This is a genomic window from Vibrio sp. B7 (assembly GCF_963888765.1).
Classification (GTDB): Bacteria; Pseudomonadota; Gammaproteobacteria; order Enterobacterales; family Vibrionaceae; genus Vibrio; species Vibrio anguillarum.
On record NZ_CAWPKR010000039.1, the window covers coordinates 174,923 to 200,019 of the forward strand.

The 25,097-nt window shown below is 45.7% G+C and carries 21 protein-coding genes; 6 read left to right on the forward strand and 15 right to left on the reverse strand.

Features of this window, described 5'->3' with window-relative positions; translation table 11 throughout:
• Positions 1 to 188: 188 nt before the first annotated feature.
• From pyrI to aspA, 8 genes are all read right to left on the reverse strand, one after another.
• On the reverse strand, positions 189 to 653 hold the full coding sequence (gene pyrI, locus AACV32_RS16705) for an aspartate carbamoyltransferase regulatory subunit (RefSeq protein WP_017042201.1): 465 nt from the start codon (positions 651 to 653) through the stop codon (positions 189 to 191).
• A gap of 15 nt (positions 654 to 668) precedes the next feature.
• Positions 669 to 1,598, reverse strand: coding sequence for an aspartate carbamoyltransferase (gene pyrB, locus AACV32_RS16710; RefSeq protein WP_017042200.1), 930 nt, complete (start codon positions 1,596 to 1,598; stop codon positions 669 to 671).
• Positions 1,599 to 2,052: 454 nt separating this feature from the next.
• On the reverse strand, positions 2,053 to 3,063 hold the full coding sequence (locus AACV32_RS16715; protein WP_013855826.1) for an ornithine carbamoyltransferase: 1,011 nt from the start codon (positions 3,061 to 3,063) through the stop codon (positions 2,053 to 2,055).
• Between the two features lie 135 nt (positions 3,064 to 3,198).
• Positions 3,199 to 4,110 carry a carbamate kinase gene (arcC, locus tag AACV32_RS16720; RefSeq protein WP_013855827.1) on the reverse strand — a complete coding sequence of 304 codons (912 nt, stop codon included), beginning with the start codon at positions 4,108 to 4,110 and terminating at the stop codon, positions 3,199 to 3,201.
• Positions 4,111 to 4,183: 73 nt separating this feature from the next.
• Positions 4,184 to 5,407 carry an arginine deiminase gene (arcA, locus tag AACV32_RS16725; RefSeq protein ID WP_017046788.1) on the reverse strand — a complete coding sequence of 408 codons (1,224 nt, stop codon included), beginning with the start codon at positions 5,405 to 5,407 and terminating at the stop codon, positions 4,184 to 4,186.
• Between the two features lie 842 nt (positions 5,408 to 6,249).
• A complete protein-coding gene (locus tag AACV32_RS16730) occupies positions 6,250 to 7,695 on the reverse strand; it encodes a YfcC family protein (protein WP_026027156.1) in 1,446 nt (481 codons plus the stop codon).
• 515 nt (positions 7,696 to 8,210) lie between these two features.
• Positions 8,211 to 9,524 carry an anaerobic C4-dicarboxylate transporter family protein gene (locus AACV32_RS16735; protein WP_017042196.1) on the reverse strand — a complete coding sequence of 438 codons (1,314 nt, stop codon included), beginning with the start codon at positions 9,522 to 9,524 and terminating at the stop codon, positions 8,211 to 8,213.
• Positions 9,525 to 9,672: 148 nt separating this feature from the next.
• Complete coding sequence (aspA, locus tag AACV32_RS16740; RefSeq protein ID WP_017042195.1) at positions 9,673 to 11,127, reverse strand: aspartate ammonia-lyase; 1,455 nt, start codon at positions 11,125 to 11,127, stop codon at positions 9,673 to 9,675.
• Positions 11,128 to 11,606: 479 nt separating this feature from the next.
• Here aspA and AACV32_RS16745 point away from each other — a divergent pair, with 479 nt between their 5' ends.
• Both AACV32_RS16745 and cspE read left to right on the forward strand, forming a co-directional pair.
• Complete coding sequence (locus AACV32_RS16745) at positions 11,607 to 12,110, forward strand: FxsA family protein (RefSeq protein ID WP_038149154.1); 504 nt, start codon at positions 11,607 to 11,609, stop codon at positions 12,108 to 12,110.
• Between the two features lie 286 nt (positions 12,111 to 12,396).
• A complete protein-coding gene (gene cspE / locus AACV32_RS16750) occupies positions 12,397 to 12,609 on the forward strand; it encodes a transcription antiterminator/RNA stability regulator CspE (RefSeq protein WP_013855834.1) in 213 nt (70 codons plus the stop codon).
• 96 nt (positions 12,610 to 12,705) lie between these two features.
• Here cspE and AACV32_RS16755 read toward each other — a convergent pair whose 3' ends face one another.
• The 3 genes from AACV32_RS16755 to AACV32_RS16765 form a co-directional block, all read right to left on the reverse strand.
• The gene (locus AACV32_RS16755) at positions 12,706 to 13,182 is read right to left on the reverse strand and encodes a tRNA (cytidine(34)-2'-O)-methyltransferase (protein WP_017048882.1); all 477 of its coding nucleotides are present in this window, start codon (positions 13,180 to 13,182) and stop codon (positions 12,706 to 12,708) included.
• A 99-nt stretch (positions 13,183 to 13,281) separates the two neighbouring features.
• Positions 13,282 to 14,682, reverse strand: a complete 1,401-nt coding sequence (gene cpxA / locus AACV32_RS16760; protein WP_013855836.1) for an envelope stress sensor histidine kinase CpxA — start codon at positions 14,680 to 14,682, stop codon at positions 13,282 to 13,284.
• Positions 14,682 to 15,368, reverse strand: a complete 687-nt coding sequence (locus tag AACV32_RS16765) for a response regulator (protein WP_013855837.1) — start codon at positions 15,366 to 15,368, stop codon at positions 14,682 to 14,684. The genes cpxA and AACV32_RS16765 overlap by 1 nt, the downstream gene beginning before the upstream one ends.
• A gap of 183 nt (positions 15,369 to 15,551) precedes the next feature.
• Here AACV32_RS16765 and AACV32_RS16770 point away from each other — a divergent pair, with 183 nt between their 5' ends.
• The 3 genes from AACV32_RS16770 (at position 15,552) to pfkA (ending at position 18,303) form a co-directional block, all read left to right on the forward strand.
• Positions 15,552 to 16,049, forward strand: a complete 498-nt coding sequence (locus AACV32_RS16770) for a CpxP family protein (protein WP_017049227.1) — start codon at positions 15,552 to 15,554, stop codon at positions 16,047 to 16,049.
• Between the two features lie 122 nt (positions 16,050 to 16,171).
• Positions 16,172 to 17,080: a CDF family cation-efflux transporter FieF gene (gene fieF / locus AACV32_RS16775; protein ID WP_010318335.1), complete on the forward strand. Its 909-nt coding sequence runs from the start codon at positions 16,172 to 16,174 to the stop codon at positions 17,078 to 17,080.
• 260 nt (positions 17,081 to 17,340) lie between these two features.
• Positions 17,341 to 18,303 carry a 6-phosphofructokinase gene (gene pfkA / locus AACV32_RS16780; protein ID WP_026027886.1) on the forward strand — a complete coding sequence of 321 codons (963 nt, stop codon included), beginning with the start codon at positions 17,341 to 17,343 and terminating at the stop codon, positions 18,301 to 18,303.
• 111 nt (positions 18,304 to 18,414) lie between these two features.
• Here the strand turns inward: pfkA and glpX are convergent, their stop codons facing one another.
• Positions 18,415 to 19,422, reverse strand: coding sequence for a class II fructose-bisphosphatase (gene glpX / locus AACV32_RS16785; RefSeq protein ID WP_017049226.1), 1,008 nt, complete (start codon positions 19,420 to 19,422; stop codon positions 18,415 to 18,417).
• A gap of 317 nt (positions 19,423 to 19,739) precedes the next feature.
• Between glpX and zapB the strand changes: the two genes are divergently transcribed.
• Positions 19,740 to 19,982: a cell division protein ZapB gene (gene zapB / locus AACV32_RS16790; protein ID WP_010318338.1), complete on the forward strand. Its 243-nt coding sequence runs from the start codon at positions 19,740 to 19,742 to the stop codon at positions 19,980 to 19,982.
• A 118-nt stretch (positions 19,983 to 20,100) separates the two neighbouring features.
• Here the strand turns inward: zapB and metF are convergent, their stop codons facing one another.
• The 3 genes from metF to AACV32_RS16805 form a co-directional block, all read right to left on the reverse strand.
• Positions 20,101 to 20,991 (reverse strand): methylenetetrahydrofolate reductase, encoded by an 891-nt coding sequence (gene metF / locus AACV32_RS16795; RefSeq protein ID WP_017043191.1) that lies wholly within the window; start codon positions 20,989 to 20,991, stop codon positions 20,101 to 20,103.
• A gap of 245 nt (positions 20,992 to 21,236) precedes the next feature.
• The gene (locus tag AACV32_RS16800) at positions 21,237 to 23,648 is read right to left on the reverse strand and encodes a bifunctional aspartate kinase/homoserine dehydrogenase II (protein WP_170895443.1); all 2,412 of its coding nucleotides are present in this window, start codon (positions 23,646 to 23,648) and stop codon (positions 21,237 to 21,239) included.
• Entirely contained in the window at positions 23,648 to 24,814 is a 1,167-nt protein-coding gene (locus AACV32_RS16805; RefSeq protein ID WP_017049224.1) for an O-succinylhomoserine (thiol)-lyase, read from the reverse strand. Before AACV32_RS16805 ends, AACV32_RS16800 begins: the two co-directional genes overlap by 1 nt.
• Between the last annotated feature and the right edge of the window lie 283 nt (positions 24,815 to 25,097).

The window sequence follows — 25,097 nt, forward strand, 5'->3', positions numbered from 1 at the left end:
TGTGTCGCTTTTTGCGGGGGATCACCAAATAATAAACTAGATTACCGATTGATTTTTGGCGTTTTATGTTGATTTGATGGAATAATATGCACGGAAATATGCAAGATTCGTAAGTTGGTCCAGCGCCGAGTTAGGACGCTGGAGGCTGGCAGGGCTGTAAACGCGATGGATGCGCGCTTAGTGCTGTTTTAGCAACGTTCAGTCATGATTTCGCGCGAGAATACTTTCTCACAATAGTGGCATTTGAGATGCACATTCTCTTGTTTGAGCTGCACTTTAAAGCGGCTCTCGACAGGCTCGCCATGAGAGATGCAGTTGCTGTTTGGGCAACGAAATACGCTGTCAATTCGCTCTGGCAAAGTGAGGGTCAGTTTGTTGACCACTTTATACTCTTCAATTTGATTGACGGTGGCTTTCGGGGCATACAGTGCTAATTGGTTCGCTTGCTCTTTGGTGAGATAAAGGTTTTCTATTTTAATCAGATCTTTATTACCTAACGCAGAAGAGGGTAGGTTTAGGCCAATCGTCACACGTTGATTGGTTTCATTTAACTTAAACAAAGAGAGAATTTTGATCCCAAGGTTGGCAGGGATATGGTCAATCACGCTACCGTTACGAATCGCTTCAACTTGCAATTGGGTCTCTTTTACCATGATGTTATCTCCTACTTATAAGGTTGGGTTAAGAACAAGGGCTAATAAAGCTTCACGCGCATAAACGCCGTTTTCGGCTTGTTGGAAATAGTAGGCGTAAGGTGTTTTATCGACATCGGTGGTGATTTCATCGACCCGAGGCAGTGGGTGCAGCACTTTTAAATTGTGGCGCGCTTCTTTTAATGTTTCTGCGGTTAAGATGTAAGCCGATTTCATGTGCGCGTATTCAGATGCATCAAAGCGCTCTTTTTGTACGCGCGTCATGTACAGCACATCCAGTTCAGGCACGACCTCTTCAATGCTGGCGTGCAAACTAAACGCAATGCCAGCCTCTGAGAGCTCTTCGCAAATGTAATCTGGCATCGCCAGCACTTCTGGGGCGATAAAAAAGAAACGTACATTGTTGAATTTCGATAAGGCTTGGGTGAGCGAATGGACGGTGCGGCCATATTTTAAGTCGCCGACGAACGCGACGTTAAGGTTATCGAGCCTGCCTTGCGTTTCATAAATGGAAAACAGATCGAGCAAGGTTTGGGTTGGATGTTGGTTAGCACCATCGCCACCGTTGACTACGGGAACGCCGTTGGAAAACTCAGAGGCTAAACGTGCAGCGCCTTCTTGTGGGTGGCGCATGACAAATGCATCGACATAAGAGGAAATAACTTGCACCGAGTCAGCTAAGGTTTCCCCTTTCTTGGCAAGTGACGTATTGCCGCCATTATCAAAACCAATCACTGTGCCGCCTAGGCGCTGCACTGCCGTTTCAAACGACAAACGGGTACGTGTAGAAGGTTCAAAGAAGCAGCTTGCCACCACTTTATTTTTGAGAAGTTCAGGGTTTGGTTCCGCTTTAAGCCTTGTTGCGGTTTCAACAATCAGCTCCAGTTCCGCGCGGCTCAGTTCTGGAATGGAAATGATGTGCTTGTTAAATAACGAATGCGCCATAACGTGTCTTCCCTCTGTATGGTTCGCTTTGGCTACTAGCCTTTGCGAAATTTTGCTTAAAAAAAAGCCCCCTAAAATAGGAGGCTTCAATAACGTTCAGAACAGAAAAACAAAACAGCTAACTCGACCGGCGCCGGGTGTAATGGATGGCGTTGATGGGGAGTGCTGCGGTTCATTTTCTGCTCCGTTTAGACAAATTGCGAAGGATTATACGGACAAAAAACACGCTGGCAATACTCTTTGGAAAATATCCATAAAATGGATTTTTATGCGAAATTAGCTTGATTTCGATGTTATTTACTACGCGTTTACAGCTAAAGCATAAGCGTGATTTGTGAGTGTTATTGACTGAAAAAAAATGCGAGCTTTATTCAAGCTCGCATCGATTCAACATCAAAGAGATGAAGTAGACGATTCATCGCCTACATTCATTATCTACTATTCGTTACCTAAGTTAGTTACCTAAGGTGGCCACCATCACGGCTTTGATGGTGTGCATGCGGTTTTCAGCTTCATCGAACACGATGGAATGCTCAGATTCAATCACTTCATCGGTCACTTCAACGCCTTTGGCAAGCACTGGGTAGTTTTTCGCAAGCTCTTTGCCAACGGTGGTATCTTCGCCGTGGAATGCAGGCAAGCAGTGCATGAATTTCACATGTGGGTTACCAGTAGCTTTTAACATCGCCATGTTCACTTGGTAAGGCAGCATCAATTCAATGCGCTCTGCCCATGCTTCTTTCGCTTCGCCCATCGATACCCAAACATCGGTGTAAAGGAAATCACAGCCTTGAACGCCTTCTTGAACATCATCTGTAAGCGTAATTTTCGCGCCTGTTTGCTTTGCAATAGTGCGACATTCCGCGACTAATTCTTCGGTTGGCCAGAACGCTTTTGGTGCAACAAGGCGAATGTCCATGCCCATTTTCGCAGCGCCCACCATCAAGGAGTTACCCATGTTGTTGCGTGCATCACCGAGGTAGGCAAATTTCATTTCATGGAGGCGTTTGCCACGGCCATGTTCGATCATGGTAAGGAAATCAGCCAGAATTTGTGTTGGGTGGAATTCGTCAGTTAAGCCGTTCCATACTGGTACGCCAGCGTAGGCACCAAGCTCTTCAACGATCTCTTGACCAAAGCCGCGATATTCGATGCCGTCATACATGCGGCCTAAGACGCGCGCGGTATCTTTCATCGACTCTTTGTGGCCAATTTGTGAACCTGATGGGCCTAAGTAGGAGACTTGAGCACCTTGGTCAAACGCTGCTACTTCGAATGCACAGCGAGTGCGAGTTGAGGTTTTTTCAAAGATAAGTGCAATGTTTTTGCCTTTGAGACGAGGCTGTTCATAACCGTTGTATTTGGCTTTTTTCAGCTCAAGTGATAGATCCAATAGGTGCTGGATTTCGCGTGGAGTGAAATCAAGAAGTTTTAGAAAGTTACGATTGCGTAAGTTAAAAGCCATGATCTTTTCCTCATTTGCAACGCTTGCTTCTGATGAAAGGGTGGAAGAAAGCGTTAATATTTGTTTAAAGTTAAAAACAGTTGTTTAAAGTTAAAAACAGATTCGGTTTATAAAATAGATTTTAAAAACAATGCTTTAGTCACGCGTAATATTGGTGCCTGCTGTGCCTTCTAAGATGCGTAGGCCATCTTCTAACGCGCCGATCCCAACGACTTTCCCGCCTTGTTGAATGAATTCGCACGAGGCTTCAATTTTTGGCCCCATAGAACCAGCATCAAATTGATAGTTGGCAAGCTCGCTTGGCGTTGTGCTGCGCAGCGCATGTTGGGTTGGTTTACCCCAATCAAGGTAAACGGCGTCAGCATCGGTCAAAATGAGCAGCGCGTCGGCGTTCAATTGTTTGGCAAGAAAGGCAGCAGACATGTCTTTGTCGATCACTGCTTCTACACCGACTAATTTGCCGTTTTCACGTTTGACTGGAATACCGCCACCACCGGTGCAAATCACTAAATGACCAGCACTGATAAGCTGGGAAATCGCATCATGTTCGACGATGCCTATCGGTTGAGGGCTCGGAACCACACGGCGGAAGTATTGGCCGTCGGGCTTGACTGTCCAGTGGTATTTCTCAGCCAATTCACGCGCTTCTGCTTCTTGATAAACTGGGCCAATCGGTTTAGTTGGGTTGGCAAATGCAGGGTCTTTCGGGTCGACCATCATTTGGGTCAACATGCACGAAATGTTGCGTTCAGGCAGCATGTTTTTGAACTCTTGCATCAACATGTAGCCAATCATCCCTTGAGTTTCACTGCCCAATACGTCGAGTGGATACGGCGCTACTTTTTTGTATTCGAGACCTTGTAGTGCCAGCAGGCCAACTTGAGGGCCATTGCCATGCACCAGCACCACGTTATAGTGTTTGGCTATTTCGGAAATGGTTTTGACTGCAATTTCAATGTTGCGACGTTGAACATCTGCTTCTAATGGCTGACCACGGCGAAGTAGCGCGTTTCCACCTAATGCAACAACAACAGTTTGTTTGCTCATAATTCTATCTCTTCTAAGGTGGGTTGAGGCGTGCAGAGGAGATTTTCCTCAACCCATTTGATTAACCTAAGGGCTAGATACCGTCACGCTCAATTGGGCAGCTCATGCAGCGTGCACCGCCACGGCCACGGCCCAATTCGTCACCAGGAATAGACAGAACGGTGATGCCTGCTTTGTCGTATTTTTCATTGGTATAGGTGTTGCCTTCATAGCCAATCACTACGCCAGGTTTGACGGTTAGGACATTGTTTGCATCGTTCCACTGTTCACGTTCTGCGTTGAAGTTGTCACCGCCCGTTGTGATTAGGTTGAGCTTGTCAACGCCAAGTGCTTTTTCGATGGCGGTCACGAAGTAACCTTCTTCTTTGACGTTCACGGCACCAGACTCATCGCCTGTGAGGCTCCAGCATTTCACATCTTTGCGTACTACTTCTGGGTAAACAGAGAAGGTGTCTTCACGCATGTGTGTCATGACGGTATCTAAGTGCATGCAAGAGCGGTGTTTTGGTAGTTCCATCGCAATGATTTGCTTCGCTTGGCCATGTTTAAATAGGCCCGCAGCTAAGTGTTCAACACCTTGCGCTGTGGTGCGCTCAGACATACCAATCAGTACTGCACCTTTGCCAATCACAAGAACGTCGCCACCTTCAATGGTTGAATTATCGTAATTAATGCTCTCGTCATCACCGAAGTATTTAATGAAGTCTTGGCCCGCAAAGCTTGGATGCCAGCGGTAAATCGCACGCACATGGTTGGTTTCACGTTGACGTGCAGGTTTTGCCATCGGGTTGATTGACACGCCACCGTATACCCAGCAAGACGTATCGCGAGTAAAGAGATGGTTTGGCAGTGGTTCAATGATGAAATCGGTTGGTGCATGTAAGCCTTGCATCATTGAAGAGGATTTCATTGGCATTTCAGCGTAAGACAAACCACCTGTCAGGATTTTTGCCAATTCAAGGTTTGGCAGATCGCTGAGGTAGCAGCGCACGTCATTCGCAAATGTTTTGCCAAGGCGGTAATCCGATACTTGTTGAGTAAGCAGCCACTCTTTTGCGACGGGAACCGCTAGCGTGTCGGCTAATAGATCGGTCAGCAGTAAAACTTCAACACCTTGGTCACGTAGCGTTTGTGTGAACGCATCATGCTCTTTCCCCGCACGCTCTACGGCCAATACATCATCAAACAAAAGGTCGTGACAGTTGGATGGTGTTAAGTGAGTGAGTGAGCGTCTTGGGCGGTGAACAAGAACTCGACGTAATTGACCAATTTCAGAACCAACATATAACTTACTCATAATAGTATCTCTCTTAATTTATATGCATTTATGCCGTTATATTTTTGACATTAAATTCAACTTGTTCTGGATAAATACATAATTATTTCTGTAGGGAATTCAGTATGAATTTATTTATTCACTTCTTTGTTCTGCAATTAATATTACCCTTGGTCTGTATATGTTCTTAGAGGTCCATCACAGAATGATTTATATTGAAATTCGGCGAAAATAATAGTTTTTTAACAATGTTTATGCAGTGTTTATATTGTGAGTGTCATATTTATTACTGCTTTTTTTATGGATGTTCATTCAATTTAAATCTCACGCAGCACTACTCCATATAGGCTCAGTATTTTGGTTGGGAATTTTATGCACCAAAAACACATCGATAATTCATCGAATGGGTTAAGAATATGCACTTGAAAAGGGTATATAGTTGAATATGAGTCGAAGAAATGGGCTGTGTTAACATAACTTTCTTAATAAAACTTGATCTCACGCATGCTTTCTAATGTAGATGTTTTGTCTGAATGGGCGTAATAGAGGACTGAAAATGAGAGATGACATAGCAGGCGATCTGAATTTGGTGATAAAGGAATATAGGCCGCGTTTTATTTAGTCACCAAAAGTGGTTATTTATCCCAGCCGATTGCTATAAAAAATAGCCATCAAAACTAATGGTTATCTAACGACGTTGAAAGCCATCATTTCCTGATTTGGCTAACGTATCATGTTTAGAACTGGGTAGCTGCGCAGCCAATGAGCCTAAGTCGGCCTGCCAATAAAAAAGCCGCAATCATGCGGCTTTTAAAGAGTGTGGCGCGGTTTTTACCTACGACATATCGTTCATCAGTTTGGCGCTATAGCATCGCACCTAGGCTGAGAGATAGCATAATGAATACGCACAATATGCCTAACAGTGGTGCGACCCATTTCACCCAGCGAACATAAGGTACACGAGCAATTGCTAAGCCGCCCATCACTACCGCAGAGGTTGGCGTGATGAGGTTGACTATCCCTGAAGCCGATTGGTAAGCCGTGACGACAAGGTCGCGGCCAACGCCTGCAAAGTCAGCCAATGGAGCCATGATGGGCATGGTTAATACCGCAAGGCCAGAAGACGAAGGTACAAGGAAAGAGAGAAGAATTTCCAGTAAATACATTACGTTAATAAAAATGACGGATGAAAGGCCAGTAACCATTTGCTCGGCTGAGAACAAAATAGTGTCGGTGATCATCCCGCGGTCCATGATCACCACAATGCCGCGTGCGATACCAATGATCAGCGCTACGCCTAATAGGTCTCGTGCACCATCAATAAAGCTGGTGGTGAATTCCTCTTCACTCATACGAGCAATTAAACCGATAATGATGGTTGCACCCAAGAACATCGCTGAGATCTCAGCCATCCACCATCCAGCAACAGATACACCATAAATCATCACGCCAAAAGCGGCCGCGAAAATGGTCAAAATAACTTTGCGGGTGGCGGTGAATTCGAGTTTCTCTCCACTTTGGTTGCCAAGGAAGTGAGCTTTGTTCTCTTCGTACTTATCGTACACAATCGATTTACTTTGATCCGCTTGCACCATTTTCGCGTAGCGCATCACGTACAGCACACAGATAACCCAACCGACAGCTAACATTGCTAAGCGCAACATGATGCCATCAGTAAACGGAATGCCCGCTGCGTTGGCCGCAATTACGGTGGCAAACGGGTTGATAGTGGAGCCCAGCGTACCGATACCCGCGCCAAGCAGTACGGTAGCGGCGGCAACCAGTGGGTCAAAACGAGCGGCCATCATCACAGGTACGAGTAAGGTGTAGAAAGGTAAGGATTCTTCCGCCATACCGTAAATCGTACCGCCTGCGGCAAACAGCGCCATCAGGATGGGTATCATCAACTCTTCACGCCCTTCAAGCCGCGCTGTTACGCGTTCAATGCCCGCATCAATCGCACCTGTTTTGGTCACTAGGCCCAAAAAGCCACCAATGACTAAAATGAACAGAGACACGTCAATCGCGGCAGCTTCGTAGCTGTTGTGGTCATAAAAGCCGTCAATCGGTGCCATCAACACATCGATTACCCCTTGTGGGTTACCTTCTGCGTGTTGATAAGTTCCCGCAATAGGCACTTCTTTGCCCAGTTCTTCATTCATGGTGCGCTGATACTGACCGGCAGGCACAATCCAGGTTAAAAGGGCCACAAGAGCAATTAGAATGAAAAGGATGGTGTAAGCGGAAGGAAACTTAAAGTTAGCAAAGAAGCCACCTTTAGGTTCCGTGGATACAGTTTGGGTTGTCATAGCGATCTCCTTACACTCAGAGAACAACGAGATTCTGAGTGTGTTCAGCGGCTAATGTTCTTCAGTCTTCCAGCCCATTAAAATATTATCTACTAGGGGTGAAAGAATAAAAAGTTATTGGAACTTCAATTAAATACGTTAAATGAAAAGTTTTAATTATTATTAAGTGAACATAAATGCTCACTTGCTCAGATATCTGTATAAATTCTAAGGTGAGTTTTAAAGCGTAACTTTGTCTTGCTTCACAAAACAATAGTACCGAGTTACACACCATTTTCTTAGGGAATTTAATTTAGGGTAATTGAGTGTAAATAATGGAATTATATTCTTACGCTTTTTATTCGAAGACATGGAGATAGGCGGATAATCGTTGTAGGGTAAATATATTGAAATTTTATTCATTAAGCTGAATGAGTGAAGAGAAGTAATTATTTATTGCTTTATTGATATGTATCAATATTTTATACGTGACAAATAAAAAGGGAGCTAAAGCTCCCTTATAACAATAGTAGAGATTACATCAAAATATTGGAGAACAACAAACCAAAACCAATACTAAACACCATGCTTAACAAGCCTGGGAGCATAAAGCTGTGGTTGAAAATATACTTACCAATACGAGTGGTACCAGTCCGGTCAAAGTCGATAGATGCGATGATAGGGCCGTAGTTTGGAATGAAGAAGTAACCGTTAACGGCAACGAAAACCGCAATAATAATGGCTGGTGGCAAACCCAAGGTTATTGCAACAGGGACTAACACGGCTGTTGTTGCGCCTTGGCTATTGACCATCACCGACAGAGCAAATAACGCGAACGCGAATGTCCATGGTGCGACTTCCACTAGGCCAGAGACCGCTTCTTTGACCATGGCACCATGGCCGGCAATGAAGGTGTCACCTAACCAAGCGATACCGAAGATCGCCACGATAGCACGCATACCTGCATGGAATACGGAACCTTGGCTGATGGCGTTGCCGTCAGGTTTGCACAGTAAAATGATCAGCGCCGCGATAGACAGCATCACGATTTCAATCGTGTGCGCCATCCCCATGGCTGAGCCGTTAAATTGTGGGCGCAAGCTAGGCAATGCACCCATCACCACCACTACAATGGCACCGAACAAAAATAGCCCGACCGATTTTTTCGCTTGTGGCGTGATTTGAATATCAGCAATCGATACTTCTTGTTCCATCTCTGCGCGAAATTCTGGGTCTTGCAAGCGACGTTGATATTCTGGGTCGTCTTTCAGCTCAACACCGATTTTATTGACGAATAAGCACGCGCAAGCCAAACCAAGAATGGTACTTGGGATGGTGATCATTAATACATCCGTTAGCGTGATGCCTTGTGGTTCTAAGAAGGCGACTAACGCCACGACGGCGGCCGCAATTGGGCTAGCTACAATCGCAAATTGTGACGCGATCACCGCCATACCTAAAGGACGTTCTGGACGAATACCACTGCGACGGCTCACTTCAGCAATAACGGGCAGTACTGAATAGGCCACGTGACCTGTACCAGCCATCATTGTAAAAAAGTAAGTTACCAAAGGGGCGATGAAAGTGATGTGGCGAGGGTTTTTATGCAAAATGTTAGTGGCAATTTTGATCAAATAATCTAAACCGCCAGCCGCTTGCATTGAGGCTGCTGCTGCAACCACGGCCATGATCATCAACATCACATCAATCGGTGGGCTGGTTGGTTGCATGCCAAATCCAAAGCTCAGTACAGCAAGGCCAATACCGCCCATCACACCAAGCCCAATACCACCAATCCTTGCACCAATTAGGATACATCCTAATACGATAAGGAACTCAATTAAGAACATCTTATACTCCTAAAGATAATGAAAAATAGGGTCATTCTACAGGTTCAGCGATATTGAACGGTATGCTTTGCGCCATGATGTAACGCAATTTTTTCTCACTTAATAACTTGTAGAAAGTAAAAAGGCTCTGAATCAGAGCCTTTTTTGATTATTCGTAGCGTTTCGCTTTGTACTGAGGGCGCATAAAGTTTTCGACGGACAAGATGTCATCGAGCTCTTCGGCGGTGAGTAAGCCTCGCTCAAGCACAACTTCACGTACGCTCTTACCCGTTTCCGCACAAATTTTACCCACGATGTCACCTTCATGGTGGCCAATATATGGGTTAAGGTAAGTCACGATACCGATAGAGTTGAATACGTAAGCTTCACACACTTCTTTATTGACAGTGATGCCGTCAACACACTTGTCACGAAGGTTTATGCAGGCGTTTGAAAGAATTTCAATTGACTCAAACATGCTTTGTGCAATCACAGGTTCCATCACGTTTAGCTGTAATTGGCCACCTTCTGCGGCAAAGGAAATAGTGTTGTCGTTACCAAGTACTTTAAAGCACACTTGGTTGACCACTTCAGGCACCACAGGGTTTACTTTTGCAGGCATGATGGAAGACCCAGCTTGCAGTTCAGGTAGGTTCAACTCGTTTAGACCCGCGCGAGGGCCAGATGAAAGAAGACGTAAGTCATTGCAGATTTTAGAGAGTTTCACAGCAAGGCGTTTTAGCGCGCCGTGCGCCATAACATAAGCACCGCAGTCAGAGGTTGCTTCAATTAAATCTTCCGCTGGTACCACAGCTAAGCCTGTCACCGCAGCAAGGTGTTTTACCGCCGCCGCTTGATATCCCGGCGCCGCATTCAGGCCAGTACCGATCGCTGTTGCGCCAAGGTTGATCTCAAGCAGCAGTTTAGAGGTGTACTCTAGGTTGCGGATCTCTTCATTAATGGTGACCGCCCAAGCGCGGAACTCTTGACCTACGGTCATCGGTACGGCGTCTTGCAATTGAGTACGACCCATTTTCAAAATGCCAGAGAACTCTTGGCTTTTTAGCTCAAACGCACCTTTTAGATAGGCAATAGAATCAATCAGTTTCAGGATGCTGTTGTATACCGCAATGCGGAAACCAGTAGGGTAAGCACAGTTGGTTGATTGGCTTTTATTAACGTGGTCATTGGGGTTGATGAACTCGTACTGACCCTTTTCTTTACCCATTAATTCCAGAGCAAGGTTCGCGATCACTTCGTTGGTGTTCATATTGACAGAAGTACCGGCGCCGCCTTGGTATACGTCTGACGGAAATTGATCCATGCACTTACCTGTTTCTAGGATCAAGTCACACGCTTGGAGGATGTAATTAGCCACTTGGCTTGGAATGACGCCGAGCTCTTTGTTGGCTAGCGTGGCGGCTTTTTTAGTCATCACCATACCGCGTACAAATTCAGGCACATCAGAAATGGTTGATTTTGAAATATTAAAGTTTTCGATAGCGCGCAGCGTATGAATGCCATAATACGCGTCAGCAGGAACGTGACGTTGACCTAATAGATCTTCTTCGATACGAGTGGCCGAGTTAGCTGTAGCAGCTGTCGTTTCTGATAGGGTAGCCATAACAGGATCCTTAGAGAATTATTCTGATAATTAGTGAAATTATTAGCCATTTCTGCAGTTTAAGAATCCATTCGTCAGAATTTTAGGCTGGAAAATCCGTCCTGACTTCTGTGGCACATCATACTCAACCTAGATTTAAAAAATAGTAAGTGGATCACCTTTTAGGTCAATATTTTATGAAAATTTGATACGCACTCACATGCGTTATTTTTAGGTTTTAAAAACAGTTATCGCGTTGATAAATAGTTGTGATGCCAGCGGTTGGATTTGTCTGTGTGGTATGAGATTTGTTCAGGTTTTGTTAGCAAAATGAGCGAATGAATGGATTTCAGATAGAGCCAATATTCGGTCTATTTTAAGATAGATACTGGCTCTATTTAGTCATTTAGGCTGCGAGGTGGTGCTCTTTGATTGAGCGTTGAGTGTTGTAGTCGCCTGTGGTTGACGGTAAGGTGAGAGCAATAAACAAAGGAGGGCGTGTGTTTCCAATCTTACTTCTGGCTTTTATTTTTGTGCCAATCATTGAAATTGGTCTCTTTATCCAAGTAGGCAGCTTGCTAGGTATGTGGCCAACTATCGCCTTGGTGCTGATTACGGCATTTGTTGGTGCATCATTGGTTCGTAGTCAAGGGATACAAACTTTACTTAGCGTTCAACACCGTTTGCACCAAGGTGAGCTACCTGCGCAGCAAATTATTGAGGGCGTGATGCTGGCGGTGGCGGGTGTGCTGCTTTTAGTACCGGGTTTTTTGACCGATGCACTTGGTATGGTGGTGCTATTGCCTGCACCTCGGGCTTTGCTTGCCAACTATTTGATGAATAAAGTGGTGGTGAATGGTGTATCAGGCCGTTTTCAGGCGCAGTTTGATGATAGCCGTCATAACAAAGCCCCATTTGATCGTGACTTTGAACCATCTGAAACGGGAAAAACCTTCGAAGGTGAATTTGAACGTAAAGATGATGAACATAATAGGCTGAAATAAAAGACTTTTTATGGTGTTTCTTACTCTATTGTTTTGAGTTGTAAAAATTAAATGCCGAAATAGATTGCTTAGTGCAACGTTAGCGAATATAGTTACCTCGCTCTGTTGTTCAGGGGTTATTAATGAAACAAAAAATAAAAGTAAAAGTAAATTCTCAGAATCCCATCGTAAAAGTTGATGTCCTCAGTGTTTCCCTTACCTTATTAGTAACATTAAATAATTCAATCTATCAGTGCATTGCGCATAAGCGCGATAACTTTATGAATTTAAATAAAAGGGACACATTATGTCTAACAAAACAACTGGTTCTGTAAAATGGTTTAACGAAACTAAAGGTTTCGGCTTCCTTACTCAAGATAACGGCGGCGCTGACGTGTTCGTACACTTCAATGCAATCGCTTCTGACGGTTTCAAAACTCTAATTGAAGGCCAAAAAGTGTCTTTCAATGTAGAAAACGGTCAAAAAGGCCTACAAGCAGCTCAAGTAACTGTTCTGTAATCTAGCCTAATATCTAGAATTAATAAAAAGGTCGCCTAGGCGGCCTTTTTGCTATTTTGTGATTTATCTTCCTACCGTTTTAGAACACTAGCGCTGTTATCGCGCACCTTCAAAGCCCATTTGACGCCACGCTTCAAACGCAATAATAGCGACCGCATTAGAGAGATTTAAACTGCGAGCTTCTGCCATCATCGGAATACGAATACGTTGTGTCATCGGTAGGCTTGCGATGACTTGCGCTGGTAATCCACGAGTTTCTGGGCCAAACATCAACACATCTCCTTTTTGAAACTGCGCATCGACGTGGTGCCCCGTGGTTTTAGTGGTACAAGCAAAAATCCGGTACGTTTCGCGCTCTGCATTGAGGTAGTCCATAAAGGCATCCAAGTTGGCATGACGCGTTACGCGCGCTAAATCGTGGTAATCAAGCCCTGCACGGCGCACTTTCTTCTCTTCTAGATCAAAACCCAGCGGTTCAATAAGATGCAAATTAGCGCCGCAATTGGCACACAAGCGAATAATATTTCCGGTATTAGGGGCGATTTCAGGTTCGTAAAGTGCGATATCAAACATGGTATAGCTGCTCTTCAGGAGTGTGGGCCGGAAGTATAAGGTGACGAGCCTATTGAGTACAAGTCACCCGTTATTTGGCGATATAGGCATAAGTGGAATTTAACTATCCAATGGGAGCGTGAATTGTACTTTTAACCCACCTAATTGGCTGCGGCTTGCGTGAATCGTACCGCTGTGTTGACGAATGGCACTTTCGGTGATGGCTAAACCTAACCCTGTACCACCACTGTGCCTATCACGCGCAGTGGAAACACGATAAAAGGGGCGGAAAATATCGTCTAACTCGTTTTCGGGAACGCCTTCACCATTGTCTTCCACGCAAACCGATAGTCTGCCTTTTTCGACCGAAAAGGTAATATTGATTTCATCTTTGCCATAGTAAATGGCGTTACGCACAATGTTTTCCAATGCGCTCATCAGCAGTTTTGGTGTACCGGAAATCGTGTGCGGTGGAATCGCATTATAGGTGAGTCTTTTTTCCATCTGCTCCGCCTCAAATTGGGCATCACTCAATAATTCCTCCCATAAACTGGATAGCGGTTGAGTTTCTCGGCTGAGATGGCTATTGGTTTGCATACGCGAAAGCGTCAGAAGTTCACCGATCATCTGCTCTAAACGCTGTGCTTCGGTGTCGATCCGCTCCAATTCTGAGCTGCTACCTTGTTTTCGAGTGGCAAGTGCATTGGCCATTCTCAGTCGCGTTAAAGGGGAGCGCAGTTCGTGTGAAATATCCGACAGCAATCGCTGCTGGCCAGAAATCATCTGGTTGACGGCTTCTACCATTTGGTTAAAGCTTTTTCCTGCTTGGCGAAATTCACTGGTGCCTTTTTCTAAGCTTGGGTCGACCACAAATTCGCCGCGAGCGACCCGTTTGGCGGCTTGCTCGAGGCGGCTGGCGGGTTGGCTCAATGCCCATGCGAGCCATAAGAGTAGCGGTGTACTGACGAGCATCACGGCAAGCAGTAGGCCGAACGGACGGTCAAATAGTTGCAATAAGAACGGGGGGGGCTCATTCCAGCGAATACCGACAAACATGAGTAGATCTTGCTTGGCAAGGGTGATTGGCAATGGACCTGAAATCATATAACGGCCATAGAGCTTCTGTTGTGGTTTATCAATGGATTCAATGCTGGTCACGAAATTTTGGAGTGCTTTAAACTTAAAGTCGGCTTGAGTTTTGGTGGTGAGGATTGTGCCATCTGGCGTTGTGATAAAGAATTGTGGAGTGCCGTTCTTCTCGCGCATGTGCCCTTCACCACGCTTGTTGCTGCTACTTTCTAAACGAAAGAGGATGCGTGTGAGTTCATGCTCATCTTTAAACATACTCTCTATTTTTTGTTTTAAGTGTGTAAGACGTTGGTATTCATCGCTAGGTATATCACGGGTTTTACGAGGATCAAGGTGCGGCAGTGCTAATACTGCGATCAGCACCAGCAGCATCGTAAACCAAAAAATGGCAAAAATTCTGCCATAAAGGCTGTTGATTTTAGGTAGGCGCATTAATCCTCCAGAATCATGAGGTAGCCACGACCACGCAGCGTTTTAATCCGTGATTTACCATCGACACGCTCAGGTAATTTCTTGCGTAAATTCGAGACGTGCATATCAATCGCGCGGTCAAAGGCCGCCAACCGTTTTCCTAGAACATCAAGGCTGAGCGCTTCTTTAGTTAAGGTTTCGCCTGGGTTTTGCACAAAATGAGTCAGCAAGGCAAATTCCGTGGTGGTAAGGTCCAGCAATTGCCCTTGGCAATAGGCTTCCTGCTTGCTGGGGTATACTTGAATATCTTGGCACTCAATGACTTCATTATGTTTGGTGCCATTGCTGGTTTGGGTTCGGCGCAAAATCGCGCGAATGCGTGCCAGCAGCTCTCGGTCACTGAAAGGCTTCGGTAAATAGTCATCCGCGCCGAGTTCTAGACCGATGACGCGATCGATCTCCTCTCCTTTGGCGGTGAGCATTAATACCGGGGTATGCCAGTTTTCACGTAACTTTTTCAGCGTTTCCATCCCATTAAGCTTAGGCATCATTACATCGAGTAAGACAAGATCAATGCGATCATGAATGGCCGCGAGCCCGCTCTCTCCATCATTCGCTTCAGAGACATCGAAGCCTTCATAGCTCAAGACTTCTTTTAGTAAGCTGGTGAGCTCAGTATCATCATCAATCAGAAGAATATGCGCCATGTGTCGCCTCGTCGTTGGGGAAGTTATGGGTACAGTTTACTGCGAAATAGGCAAGATATTCAGTGAGCAATAAGCTCTTTACGATTCTTTACGCTCACTATACGTTGCTTTACCGTACAGATCCTATTCTACACTCAAGCGCTGTGAATACAGCTTGTTAGAATCTACTTAGTGAAGGAATAGATGATGAAAATGGCAAAAAAATTAGTACTTGCGGCGGTGATACTTCCTCTGACTCTTAGCACAGCAAGCGTCTTTGCATTTGGTGGTAAGGAGCAACATAAAGGCCCAAATGATGAGTGTGGCGGTTTTGATCGCGGCATGATGCAGCAGCTTGATTTGACGTCTGATCAACAAGCAAAGTTGAAAGGAATGCGTGAGGCGAATCGCGAAGCGATGAAGGGTGAGCACAAAGGTCAACGCCAAGCGAAAATGAAAGCGCACCATGACAAAGTACAGGCTCTCGTGCTCGCCGAGAACTTTGATGCGGCAGCGGCAAATGAACTAGCCAAAGAGATGGTCGATCAACAGGTCGCTCACCGTGTCAAGATGCTAGAAAAACGTCATGACATGATGAGTGTGCTAACTCCGGAACAAAAAGCAAAACTGCAAACGCTACAACAAGATCGCATGCAGAAGTGCATGGAAAATGGTCCTAAGCACATGAAAAAAAATAGCTAGTCATTGATAACCGCTAATAATTGATAATAGGCCTCGGGTGAGGCCTGTTCATTTTTGTGTCATATTCATTCTTAATTTGAGAAGGTATACTACCTGCTCATTCTCAAGCTGATTTTAGTGATATGAAACAAGAATACGCACGCCTTGTTACGCTTGCTGCCTGGACAGCAACCCTTGTAGCCTCATTGTTGCTGATAGTAAAAGTGATCGCTTGGTGGGTTACTGGCTCGGTCAGCCTACTCGCATCCTTGATTGATTCCTTACTTGATATTGCCGCTTCCGTGGTCAATTTAATTGTGGTGCGTTACGCACTGCAGCCCGCAGATAAAGAGCACGCCTTTGGTCATGGTAAGGCGGAATCGCTTGCGGCTCTTGCCCAAGCGATGTTCATTTCAGGCTCGGCCTGTTTTCTTATCCTCAATGGGGTTGACCGTTTTTTCCGCCCACACGAATTAACCTCTCCTGAATATGGCGTTTATGTCAGCCTGTTTGCAATGCTAGTGACTTTTGGCTTAGTGTTGTTCCAAAAGCATGTCGTGAAAAAAACGGGCAGCCAAGCCATTGCCGCGGATTCATTGCATTACCAAACCGATCTTTTCATGAATGCGGCGATTATGATCGCGCTCATATTGAGCTGGTTTGGCTTTAAACAGGCCGATGCCATCTTTGCGATCGGCATTGGCGTTTATATTCTTTACAGCGCTTTTCGTATGGTGCAAGAGGCCATTCAGACCTTATTGGATCGTAAGTTACCTGATGAGGAATTGAAGCAAATCCGCACAGAATGTCTTTCTGTGGCTGGTGTGTTGGGTGTGCATCAATTAAGAACTCGCATGTCTGGACCTGTAAGATTCATTCAGTTACATCTGGAACTAGATGACAATATCCGCTTGATTGAGGCGCATCGCATTTCCGATGAGGTGGAAGATAAGCTACTCGAGGCTTTCCCGGGAGCTGATGTATTAATCCACCAAGATCCTTATTCTGTGGTGTTTGGACCAGAAAAAAAGCAAAAATCACAAGGGTGGTAGCGACAAAAACGCGCTTATTAACTATCTTTTTAAGAACAATAAATAAGCCTGATTCTGATATGAATCAACAAAGCATTAACTCAAAACTGTAATACTCTTACATAAGTAGCAAACTTACATAATTTCGTGCAAATAACAGTAGTATTCCTCTTTAGGAAAGGTAACATTATGCACAGATTAGAAAGATTTTGCTGTCGGTTTTATCGCTAACGGACAGCGTAAAAAATTAGTATTAAGTTCCCAAAAAATCGAGGGTGAGCATGATTAAGAAGATCGGTGTTTTGACTAGTGGCGGTGACGCACCTGGCATGAACGCAGCAATCCGTGGTGTTGTTCGTACGGCACTCGGTGCTGATTTGGAAGTATTTGGTATTTACGATGGCTACCTTGGTCTTTATGAAGATCGCATTAAAAAATTGGATCGTTCAAGCGTTTCTGACGTTATCAATAAAGGTGGTACTTTCCTAGGTTCTGCGCGTTTCCCTGAATTTCGTGAAGTCGCAGTACGTGAAAAAGCGATCGAAAACCTAAGAAAGCATGGTATTGATGCTTTAGTTGTCATCGGCGGTGACGGTTCTTACATGGGTGCGAAAAAGCTGACCGAAATGGGTTTTCCATGCGTTGGTTTACCAGGCACGATTGATAACGACATTGCTGGTACCGATTACACCATTGGCTACTTAACAGCATTAAATACGGTTATCGATGCGATTGACCGTTTACGTGATACTTCCTCTTCTCATCAACGTATTTCTATTGTTGAAATTATGGGTCGTCATTGCGGTGATTTGACTCTGATGTCGGCGATTGCAGGCGGTTGTGAATACATCATCACCCCTGAAACTGGCCTGAATATGGAGCAACTGATTGCAAATGTTCAAGACGGTATTAAGAAAGGTAAGAAACACGCCATTATTGCACTGACTGAGTTGATGATGGATGCTAACCAACTGGCGAAAGAAATTGAAAAAGCAACGGGACGTGAAACTCGCGCTACCGTGCTGGGGCATATTCAACGCGGTGGTCGCCCGACGGCGTTTGACCGTGTTCTTGCGTCACGCATGGGGAATTTTGCAGTACATTTACTGCTTGATGGCCACGGTGGTCGTTGTGTTGGTATTCAGAAAGAGCAGTTGGTTCACCACGATATTATCGACGCAATTGAAAATATGAAGCGTCCAGTTCGCACTGATTTGTATAAAGTGGCTGAAGAGTTATTCTAATCACTTCTTCCATCTCGGTATAAAGTGATTAAGTAAAAAAGACCGCATTGCGGTCTTTTTTGTCTCTCTATGCTTTGTCTTTAAAATAAAACAGAGCAAAGCACTGGCGGATTACAAAATGATCGCGCGCACTTCTGGGTCTTTACGCTCTAAGTAGTGAATTGATTTAATACGGCGAATGGTACGACAGCGGCCACGAATTAATAGCGTTTCTGTGGTGGCGATGTTGCCTTTGCGGGTAATACCTTCCAGCAGATCCCCTTTGGTGATACCAGTAGCTGAGAAAATGACGTTATCACTGCGGGCCATCTCTTCCATTTTCAACACTATGCCAGTTTCGACACCCATTTCCGCGCAGCGAGCTAACTCTTTTGCACCGTAAATGCGGTTTTCTTCCGTATCGCCTTTGACTTCATGACGTGGTAGTAGACGGCCATGCATGTCACCATCTAGAGCTCGGATGACCGCGGCTGAAACCACTCCTTCAGGTGCACCGCCGATGCAGTACATCACGTCGACTTCACTATCAGGCATACAAGTTAGGATCGAGGCGGCGACATCGCCATCTGGCACAGCAAACACGCGAACACCCATCTCTTGCATCTGCGCTATGGTGGCATCATGGCGAGGTTTCGCTAAGGTGATCACAACTAGAGTGTCTAATGGTTTATTCAGCGCGGCGGCGATATTTTCTAAATTCTCTTTTAAAGGCTTATTGAGGTCAATGCACCCTTTAGCGCCGGGGCCAACCACCAATTTTTCCATGTACATATCAGGTGCTTTAAGGAAGCTGCCTTTTTCGCCAGCCGCCAAAACAGCCAATGCGTTTGACTGGCCCATTGCCGTCATGCGTGTACCTTCAATAGGATCCACTGCGATATCAACCGCATCGCCACCAAGGCCAACAAGCTCGCCAATGTAGAGCATTGGAGCATCGTCAATTTCGCCTTCACCGATTACAATTTCACCTTGGATGTCAGTTTTATTGAGTAGGTTGCGCATGACTTCTACCGCTGCGCCATCGGCCGCATTTTTATCGCCTCGGCCAAGCCATTTGTAACCTGCCAGTGCGGCACCTTCAGTGACTCGAGAGAATGCCATTGCTAAATCGCGTTTCATGCTAGCTCCAAAGAAAAGGGAATAGGAAATTTCGGCGGGAATTTTAGCATATCAAATAGTAAACGTTTGCTTTTTTAGTTCACAAGGATTGCACTTGATCAAAGCTAAGCCTCAAATTGAGCAAATCCATGGCCAGATAAAGTGTTTTTCGGCCTAGGCTTGGCGCTTAAGTGAGTTGACGGTTAAGTTGAGCCGATTTTTTAGCCAAATAGCGAGAAAATTTGCATATAGTGAGTGTTTCTGAGCGCTGTGCTGAGTAGAATGAACCAATAAGTGAAATTTTGTTCACCTCAACCGAATAACTAAGGGTATGCACCATGTCTTTTGAAGTATTAGAACTACTAGAAGCAAAAATTCAAACCGCAGTTGACACCATCGCACTTCTACAAATGGAAGTGGAAGAGCTTAAAGAAGAGAAACAGCAGCTCGTAAATGAAGCGAATGAGCTAAAAGTAGCGCGTGAAGAGCTTGAGCAAAAAGCGCAACAAATGGAGCAAGAGCAGAATGCATGGCAAGATCGTATTCGTAGCTTACTTGGTAAAATGGACGACGTGGAATAATCTGCTCGCTTAAGTGATACCACAACGCCGACATCAAGTCGGCGTTACTTTTAATCAATCATCGAGTTTTATCACGAGCAACATTTACCAATAATAGCGTTATGAGTGCAGAGAAAGTTTATGCTTTCGGTCTTACGCCCAACGTATGGCACAATGCGTAGGTCATTTCAGCGCGATTGAGCGTATAGAAATGGAAGTCTTTGACGCCTTCACGGCTTAAAATACGAACCATGTCAATTGCTTGGCTTGCACCCACGAGCTGGCGTGTGGTTGGGTCATCATCTAATCCATTAAATTGTTTCGCCATCCATCCGGGGACTTTAACGTTGTTTTGCGCGGCAAAGCGAGAAGCTTGTTTAAAGTTTGATACCGGTAGAATGCCCGGTACAATTTCAGCATCAATACCAGCAGCTACGCAGCGGTCGCGAAATCGTAAGTAGCTTTCAACATCAAAAAAGAATTGAGTAATTGCGCGGTTTGCACCTGCATCAATTTTGCGTTTTAGATTGACCAGATCGGATTGCGCGCTTTTCGCTTCAGGGTGGACTTCTGGAAATGCCGCGACAGAAATATCAAAATCATGGCGAGATTTGAGTAGAGTCACTAAGTCGGAAGCATACATTTCTGGTTTGCCGCCACCAGCGGGAATATCGCCACGCAGTGCAACTATGTTCTGGATGCCGTTGTGCCAGTAGTCATCGGCAATCTGAATAAGCTCATCGCGAGAGGCATCAATGCAAGTGAGGTGCGGTGCTGCAATAAGGCCAGTTTGATCTTTAATCTCTTTAATGATCGAATGGGTGCGGTCGCGCTCGCCAGAGTTTGCCCCGTAAGTCACAGAAACAAATTTAGGTTGCAGGGTTTTTAAACGGTGAACGGAATTCCACAATGTCTCTTCCATTTGCGCTGAGCTGGGTGGAAAAAACTCAAATGAGACATTGATATTATCTGATAGCTCAGCCACGTTCTGGTTGAGTGCATCAATATGACCGGCGTGCGTGTATCCCATTTTATTTCTCCCTGTGGCGTTCTTCCGCCAATCTATCATTCCTTAAGTTGACGTTTAGACGTCTATATGTCCACAGAATGTATTGAATAGCATTTAATGTCAACACTGTAATTATGAATATTATTCATGTTGATTGTGAGTGACCTTCAAGTCATGCTCAACCTCGGTATGCATGACCTAATATCATCCTTTCGCAGTTAAATTAAGGAGCCTAGTGGCCCCTTAATCTGGAATAAGCTGGAGTGTTACAGCAAGCTTGACAGCAAGTTGAGGTCCGATTGGATAGCTCCTGCTGTCACTTCTCTACCAGCGCCCGGGCCACGAATCACTAACGGGTTATCGCGATACCATTTACTCTCGATAGCAAAAATGTTGTCACAAGGTAAAAGGTTAGCCAAAGCGTGTTCACGCTCTAAAGCTTCAACCCCCACCGTTGCTTTGCCATTTTTCTCAAGCCTTGCGACATAGCGTAGCACTTTATCTTCACGTTGTGCTTTGGTTAGTCTCTCTGCTAATTTTTCACTCAGCAGTTGGCCTTTGTCTAAAAAGTCATCCAGTGAAAGGTGCTTGAGCTCATCAGGAACCAGTGATTCAACTTTGACATTTTCCGGTTCGATATGTAATCCCGCTTCACGGGCTAGGATCACCAGTTTGCGCATTACGTCTGAACCATCCAGATCGCTGCGCGGATCAGGCTCGGTAAGTCCTTGTTGCCATGCTAAATCGACCAGTTCGCTAAACGGTATTGAGCCGTCGAATTGCTGAAATAACCAAGATAAAGTGCCAGAGAAAATACCAGAGAGGGCGACGATTTCATCACCGCTTTCACGCAAATCACGTACCGTGTGGTTAATGGGTAAGCCTGCGCCAACCGTCGCGTTGTAGAGCCAATGGCGGCTAATTTTCGCGAACGCTTCTTTTATTTGGTGGTAATCGACGCTAGAGGAAGAGCCCGCGACTTTATTCGCTGAGATGAGGTGCATCCCATTTTCAGCAATGCTGAGATAGTGATCAGCCAGTTCTTTGCTTGCGGTTACATCGAGCACAACCGCTTCGTCATATCCTTGAATATTGCTTAATCGTTGTAGCCAAGCCATTCCCTCACTGGCAATCGCTTCATCGTCAAAATGCTTTAAAACCGATGCCGCATCAATCCCTTGCTCATCAAACCAATAGGTTTGGCTATCGACCACTGCGACCAACTCGAAGTTCATGCCATGGCGTTTTTCTAACTCTGATTTTTGTTCAGCAAAAAGTTTTAACCAACTCGAACCAATGTTGCCTTTGCCACACAGTGCCAGTGCGACTCGTTTTTGCGCCTGAAATAGTTGGTTATGCATACCCACCACTAAGGGGGTGATCGGCGTTTTACGCAGTACCGCGACTAAACTCAGCCCAGATTCGGCTTCACAGATAAACTCGATCGGTGATGAACGTAGCTGTTGATAAAAGCCGTAGCAGTGATTGGGGTTTTTCGTCACTCCCGCACCCACGGCACCCACTAACGAAAAGCCTTCTTTGAGTTTAATTTCTGCTTCAAAAGCGGCATCTTGCAGATGGGCTAGGGCTCCACCTGAAATCTCAGCAGTATAGGCAAGGCGCAGTTGGTGTTGATCGGCTTGAGTATCGAAAGCTAGCGGTTCGAGTTGAGCACGACGCAAGCTGCGCAGTACATCATTTTGTAGGCGCTGGAAGTCATGCCCGTGAGCAAAATTAAGCTCAATCAACAGCACATCATCAAGTGAAGTAATGATTTTGGCACCGCGTCCCGATGCCAATACTCGCTCAATACGAGTCGATCCTGCTTCGGGTTGATAACTGCAGCGCAAGTGCAAATCCATGGTGCTTTGCGCCACGGGCTGCAAAGTTCGGCTGTGCAATACTGGGGCGGCAAGGCGCGCTAACTCGTTGGTTTCGTCCAAACGCAGTAGCGGCAGTAAACAGGCATCACTGACAATGCGCGGGTCGGCGCTATAAACACCGGCCACATCACTCCAAATCGTTACTCGGTTTACTTCCGCAAGTGCACCGATCATAGTGGCGGAGTAATCGGAACCATTGCGCCCAAGTAGCACAGTATCACCTTGTTCACTGCGAGCCATAAAGCCTGTGATGATCACTCGGTGATGCGCGTGTTGTGCCAAAATTTCTTTCAGCAAAGGGTAGGAGCGAGCGCGATCCACTTCCGGTTGTGTGCCTGCTTGCGCGCGAAGAAATTCGCGGGCGTCTTGTGCCACAGCCGCAAGATTATGTTGATTGAGTAACGCCGCCAATAAGCGTGATGACCACACTTCACCATGGCCAAGTACCGCCGCTTGTTGAGCTGGCGATAGGGGCGCGCAAAGCTGACCCAAAGTGCGAATTTCGTTGGTGAGTAAAGTGATGAGCGGTTGCGCTGCATCTTCATCGAGCAGCGCGTTGATTAAATCGATTTGGTACTGACGGACCGATTGCAAGTTCTCATGGGCCACTCGGCCATCTTTATTGAGAGCGTCGAGAAATTCGATTAAACGATTGGTGGTTTTTCCTGCGGCAGAAACCACCACCAAATCATCAGCTTGAGAATACTCTTTTAAGATATTAACGACCCGTTTGTAGCATTCAGGATCGGCAAGGCTGCTACCGCCAAACTTGTGCAATTGACGTAGGGCAGTCATTAATAGGCCTCCTTCGCTTTAGCAAAGGCTTGCGCGAGATCGTCAATCAAATCTTGGGCATCTTCTAAGCCGACCGATAGGCGTAATAGCTGCTGTGAAACACCGGCTTCGGCCAACGCTTCTTCGCCCATCGCTCGGTGAGTCATCGAAGCGGGGTGGCAGATTAAGCTCTCCACGCCTCCTAATGATTCTGCCAGTGAGAATAATGTTAACTGAGAGACAAAATATTTGAGCTGTTCAAAGCTGCCCGCAAACTCAAAACTGAGCATAGAGCCAAAGCCAGATTGCTGCTTTTTCGCTATCTCATGGCCAGGATGCTCTGGCAAACTCGGGTGATAAATGACCTTTACTAAGGCTTCGCTTTGCAGATAGTCCAAAATGGCACGTGAGCTTTCCTCATGGACGCGCATTCTTGCGCCTAAGGTACGAATGCCACGCAGCGTCATATAGCTATCAAAAGGGGTTCCCGTTGAGCCAAGGCAGTTGCCCCACCATGCTAGCTCTTCAGCGTGCTGCTCTGTTTTGGTGATAACAACTCCGCCAATCACATCGGAGTGGCCGTTGATGAATTTGGTGGTGGAGTGGATGACAAAATCTGCGCCCAACTCTAATGGTTTTTGAAATACTGGCGTTAAGAAGGTGTTGTCAACCGCCACTAATGCACCGACGGCGTGTGCTTGTTGGCAAATATCAGCAATATCTACCACGCGAACTAATGGGTTGGATGGGGTTTCAATGAGTACCAATTTGGGTTTTTTCGCCAAAGCGGCCTGCAAAGCGTTTGGATCGGATTGATCAATAAAGAGTGTCTTAAAATCGCCTTTTTTGGCGCGTGTATTAAACAGGCGATATGTGCCACCGTAACAGTCATGCGGGGCCACGATCAGATCGTCAGGACTTAAAAAGGCGGAAACCCATAGATTCAGCGCCGAAGTGCCACAGTTAGTCACCACTGCGCCTTGACCCGATTCGAGTTCAAACAACGCTTTTTCGAGCAGACCTCGATTTGGGTTGCCAGAGCGTGTGTAATCGTATTTAGGCACTTCACCAAACGCAGGAAAGCTATAATTTGTCGAAAGATAAATTGGAGGCACAACAGCATGATATTGAGAGTCGGATTCAATACCGGTTCTAACGGCGATGGTGGCTGGCTTGCGAGTGGTCATGACGGTTTCCTTACTTAATTAAACTCAATAAACTGACTTTTATTGAGGGGTTCCTGCTTTACCTGAGGACAACGAAATGGCAACGTCCATTGTCTCGAGTATTAGCTATATCCGATAGTGCGTGAGATTGCTATCCCCTTTCTAACTTGAAGTGGCTGCGATGTTGGCTAGGTTCACCTACTTCAATCACATAGTCTGGCTGCCTTGACTTGCCGCTCTGCTGAAATTTCAAGTATTTCGGGTATCTCTTTGTCGATAATGGCACACTTTACTGAACTCAAAA

What these genes read in the sequence shown, in the direction of transcription:
- AACV32_RS16755 (WP_017048882.1), bottom strand. Translation starts at nt 13,182, where the DNA reads ATGTTTGATATCGCACTTTACGAACCTGAAATCGCCCCTAATACCGGA.
- AACV32_RS16765 (WP_013855837.1), bottom strand. Translation starts at nt 15,368, where the DNA reads ATGGCGCATATTCTTCTGATTGATGATGATACTGAGCTCACCAGCTTA.
- glpX (WP_017049226.1), bottom strand. Translation starts at nt 19,422, where the DNA reads ATGAAACGCGATTTAGCAATGGCATTCTCTCGAGTCACTGAAGGTGCC.
- AACV32_RS16800 (WP_170895443.1), bottom strand. Translation starts at nt 23,648, where the DNA reads ATGACTGCCCTACGTCAATTGCACAAGTTTGGCGGTAGCAGCCTTGCC.
- pfkA (WP_026027886.1), top strand. Translation starts at nt 17,341, where the DNA reads ATGATTAAGAAGATCGGTGTTTTGACTAGTGGCGGTGACGCACCTGGC.
- cpxA (WP_013855836.1), bottom strand. Translation starts at nt 14,682, where the DNA reads ATGCGCCTACCTAAAATCAACAGCCTTTATGGCAGAATTTTTGCCATT.
- cspE (WP_013855834.1), top strand. Translation starts at nt 12,397, where the DNA reads ATGTCTAACAAAACAACTGGTTCTGTAAAATGGTTTAACGAAACTAAA.
- aspA (WP_017042195.1), bottom strand. Translation starts at nt 11,127, where the DNA reads ATGGCTACCCTATCAGAAACGACAGCTGCTACAGCTAACTCGGCCACT.
- AACV32_RS16805 (WP_017049224.1), bottom strand. Translation starts at nt 24,814, where the DNA reads ATGACCACTCGCAAGCCAGCCACCATCGCCGTTAGAACCGGTATTGAA.
- AACV32_RS16715 (WP_013855826.1), bottom strand. Translation starts at nt 3,063, where the DNA reads ATGGCTTTTAACTTACGCAATCGTAACTTTCTAAAACTTCTTGATTTC.
- AACV32_RS16770 (WP_017049227.1), top strand. Translation starts at nt 15,552, where the DNA reads ATGATGAAAATGGCAAAAAAATTAGTACTTGCGGCGGTGATACTTCCT.
- zapB (WP_010318338.1), top strand. Translation starts at nt 19,740, where the DNA reads ATGTCTTTTGAAGTATTAGAACTACTAGAAGCAAAAATTCAAACCGCA.
- AACV32_RS16735 (WP_017042196.1), bottom strand. Translation starts at nt 9,524, where the DNA reads ATGTTCTTAATTGAGTTCCTTATCGTATTAGGATGTATCCTAATTGGT.
- fieF (WP_010318335.1), top strand. Translation starts at nt 16,172, where the DNA reads ATGAAACAAGAATACGCACGCCTTGTTACGCTTGCTGCCTGGACAGCA.
- AACV32_RS16730 (WP_026027156.1), bottom strand. Translation starts at nt 7,695, where the DNA reads ATGACAACCCAAACTGTATCCACGGAACCTAAAGGTGGCTTCTTTGCT.
- pyrI (WP_017042201.1), bottom strand. Translation starts at nt 653, where the DNA reads ATGGTAAAAGAGACCCAATTGCAAGTTGAAGCGATTCGTAACGGTAGC.
- arcC (WP_013855827.1), bottom strand. Translation starts at nt 4,110, where the DNA reads ATGAGCAAACAAACTGTTGTTGTTGCATTAGGTGGAAACGCGCTACTT.
- metF (WP_017043191.1), bottom strand. Translation starts at nt 20,991, where the DNA reads ATGGGATACACGCACGCCGGTCATATTGATGCACTCAACCAGAACGTG.
- pyrB (WP_017042200.1), bottom strand. Translation starts at nt 1,598, where the DNA reads ATGGCGCATTCGTTATTTAACAAGCACATCATTTCCATTCCAGAACTG.
- arcA (WP_017046788.1), bottom strand. Translation starts at nt 5,407, where the DNA reads ATGAGTAAGTTATATGTTGGTTCTGAAATTGGTCAATTACGTCGAGTT.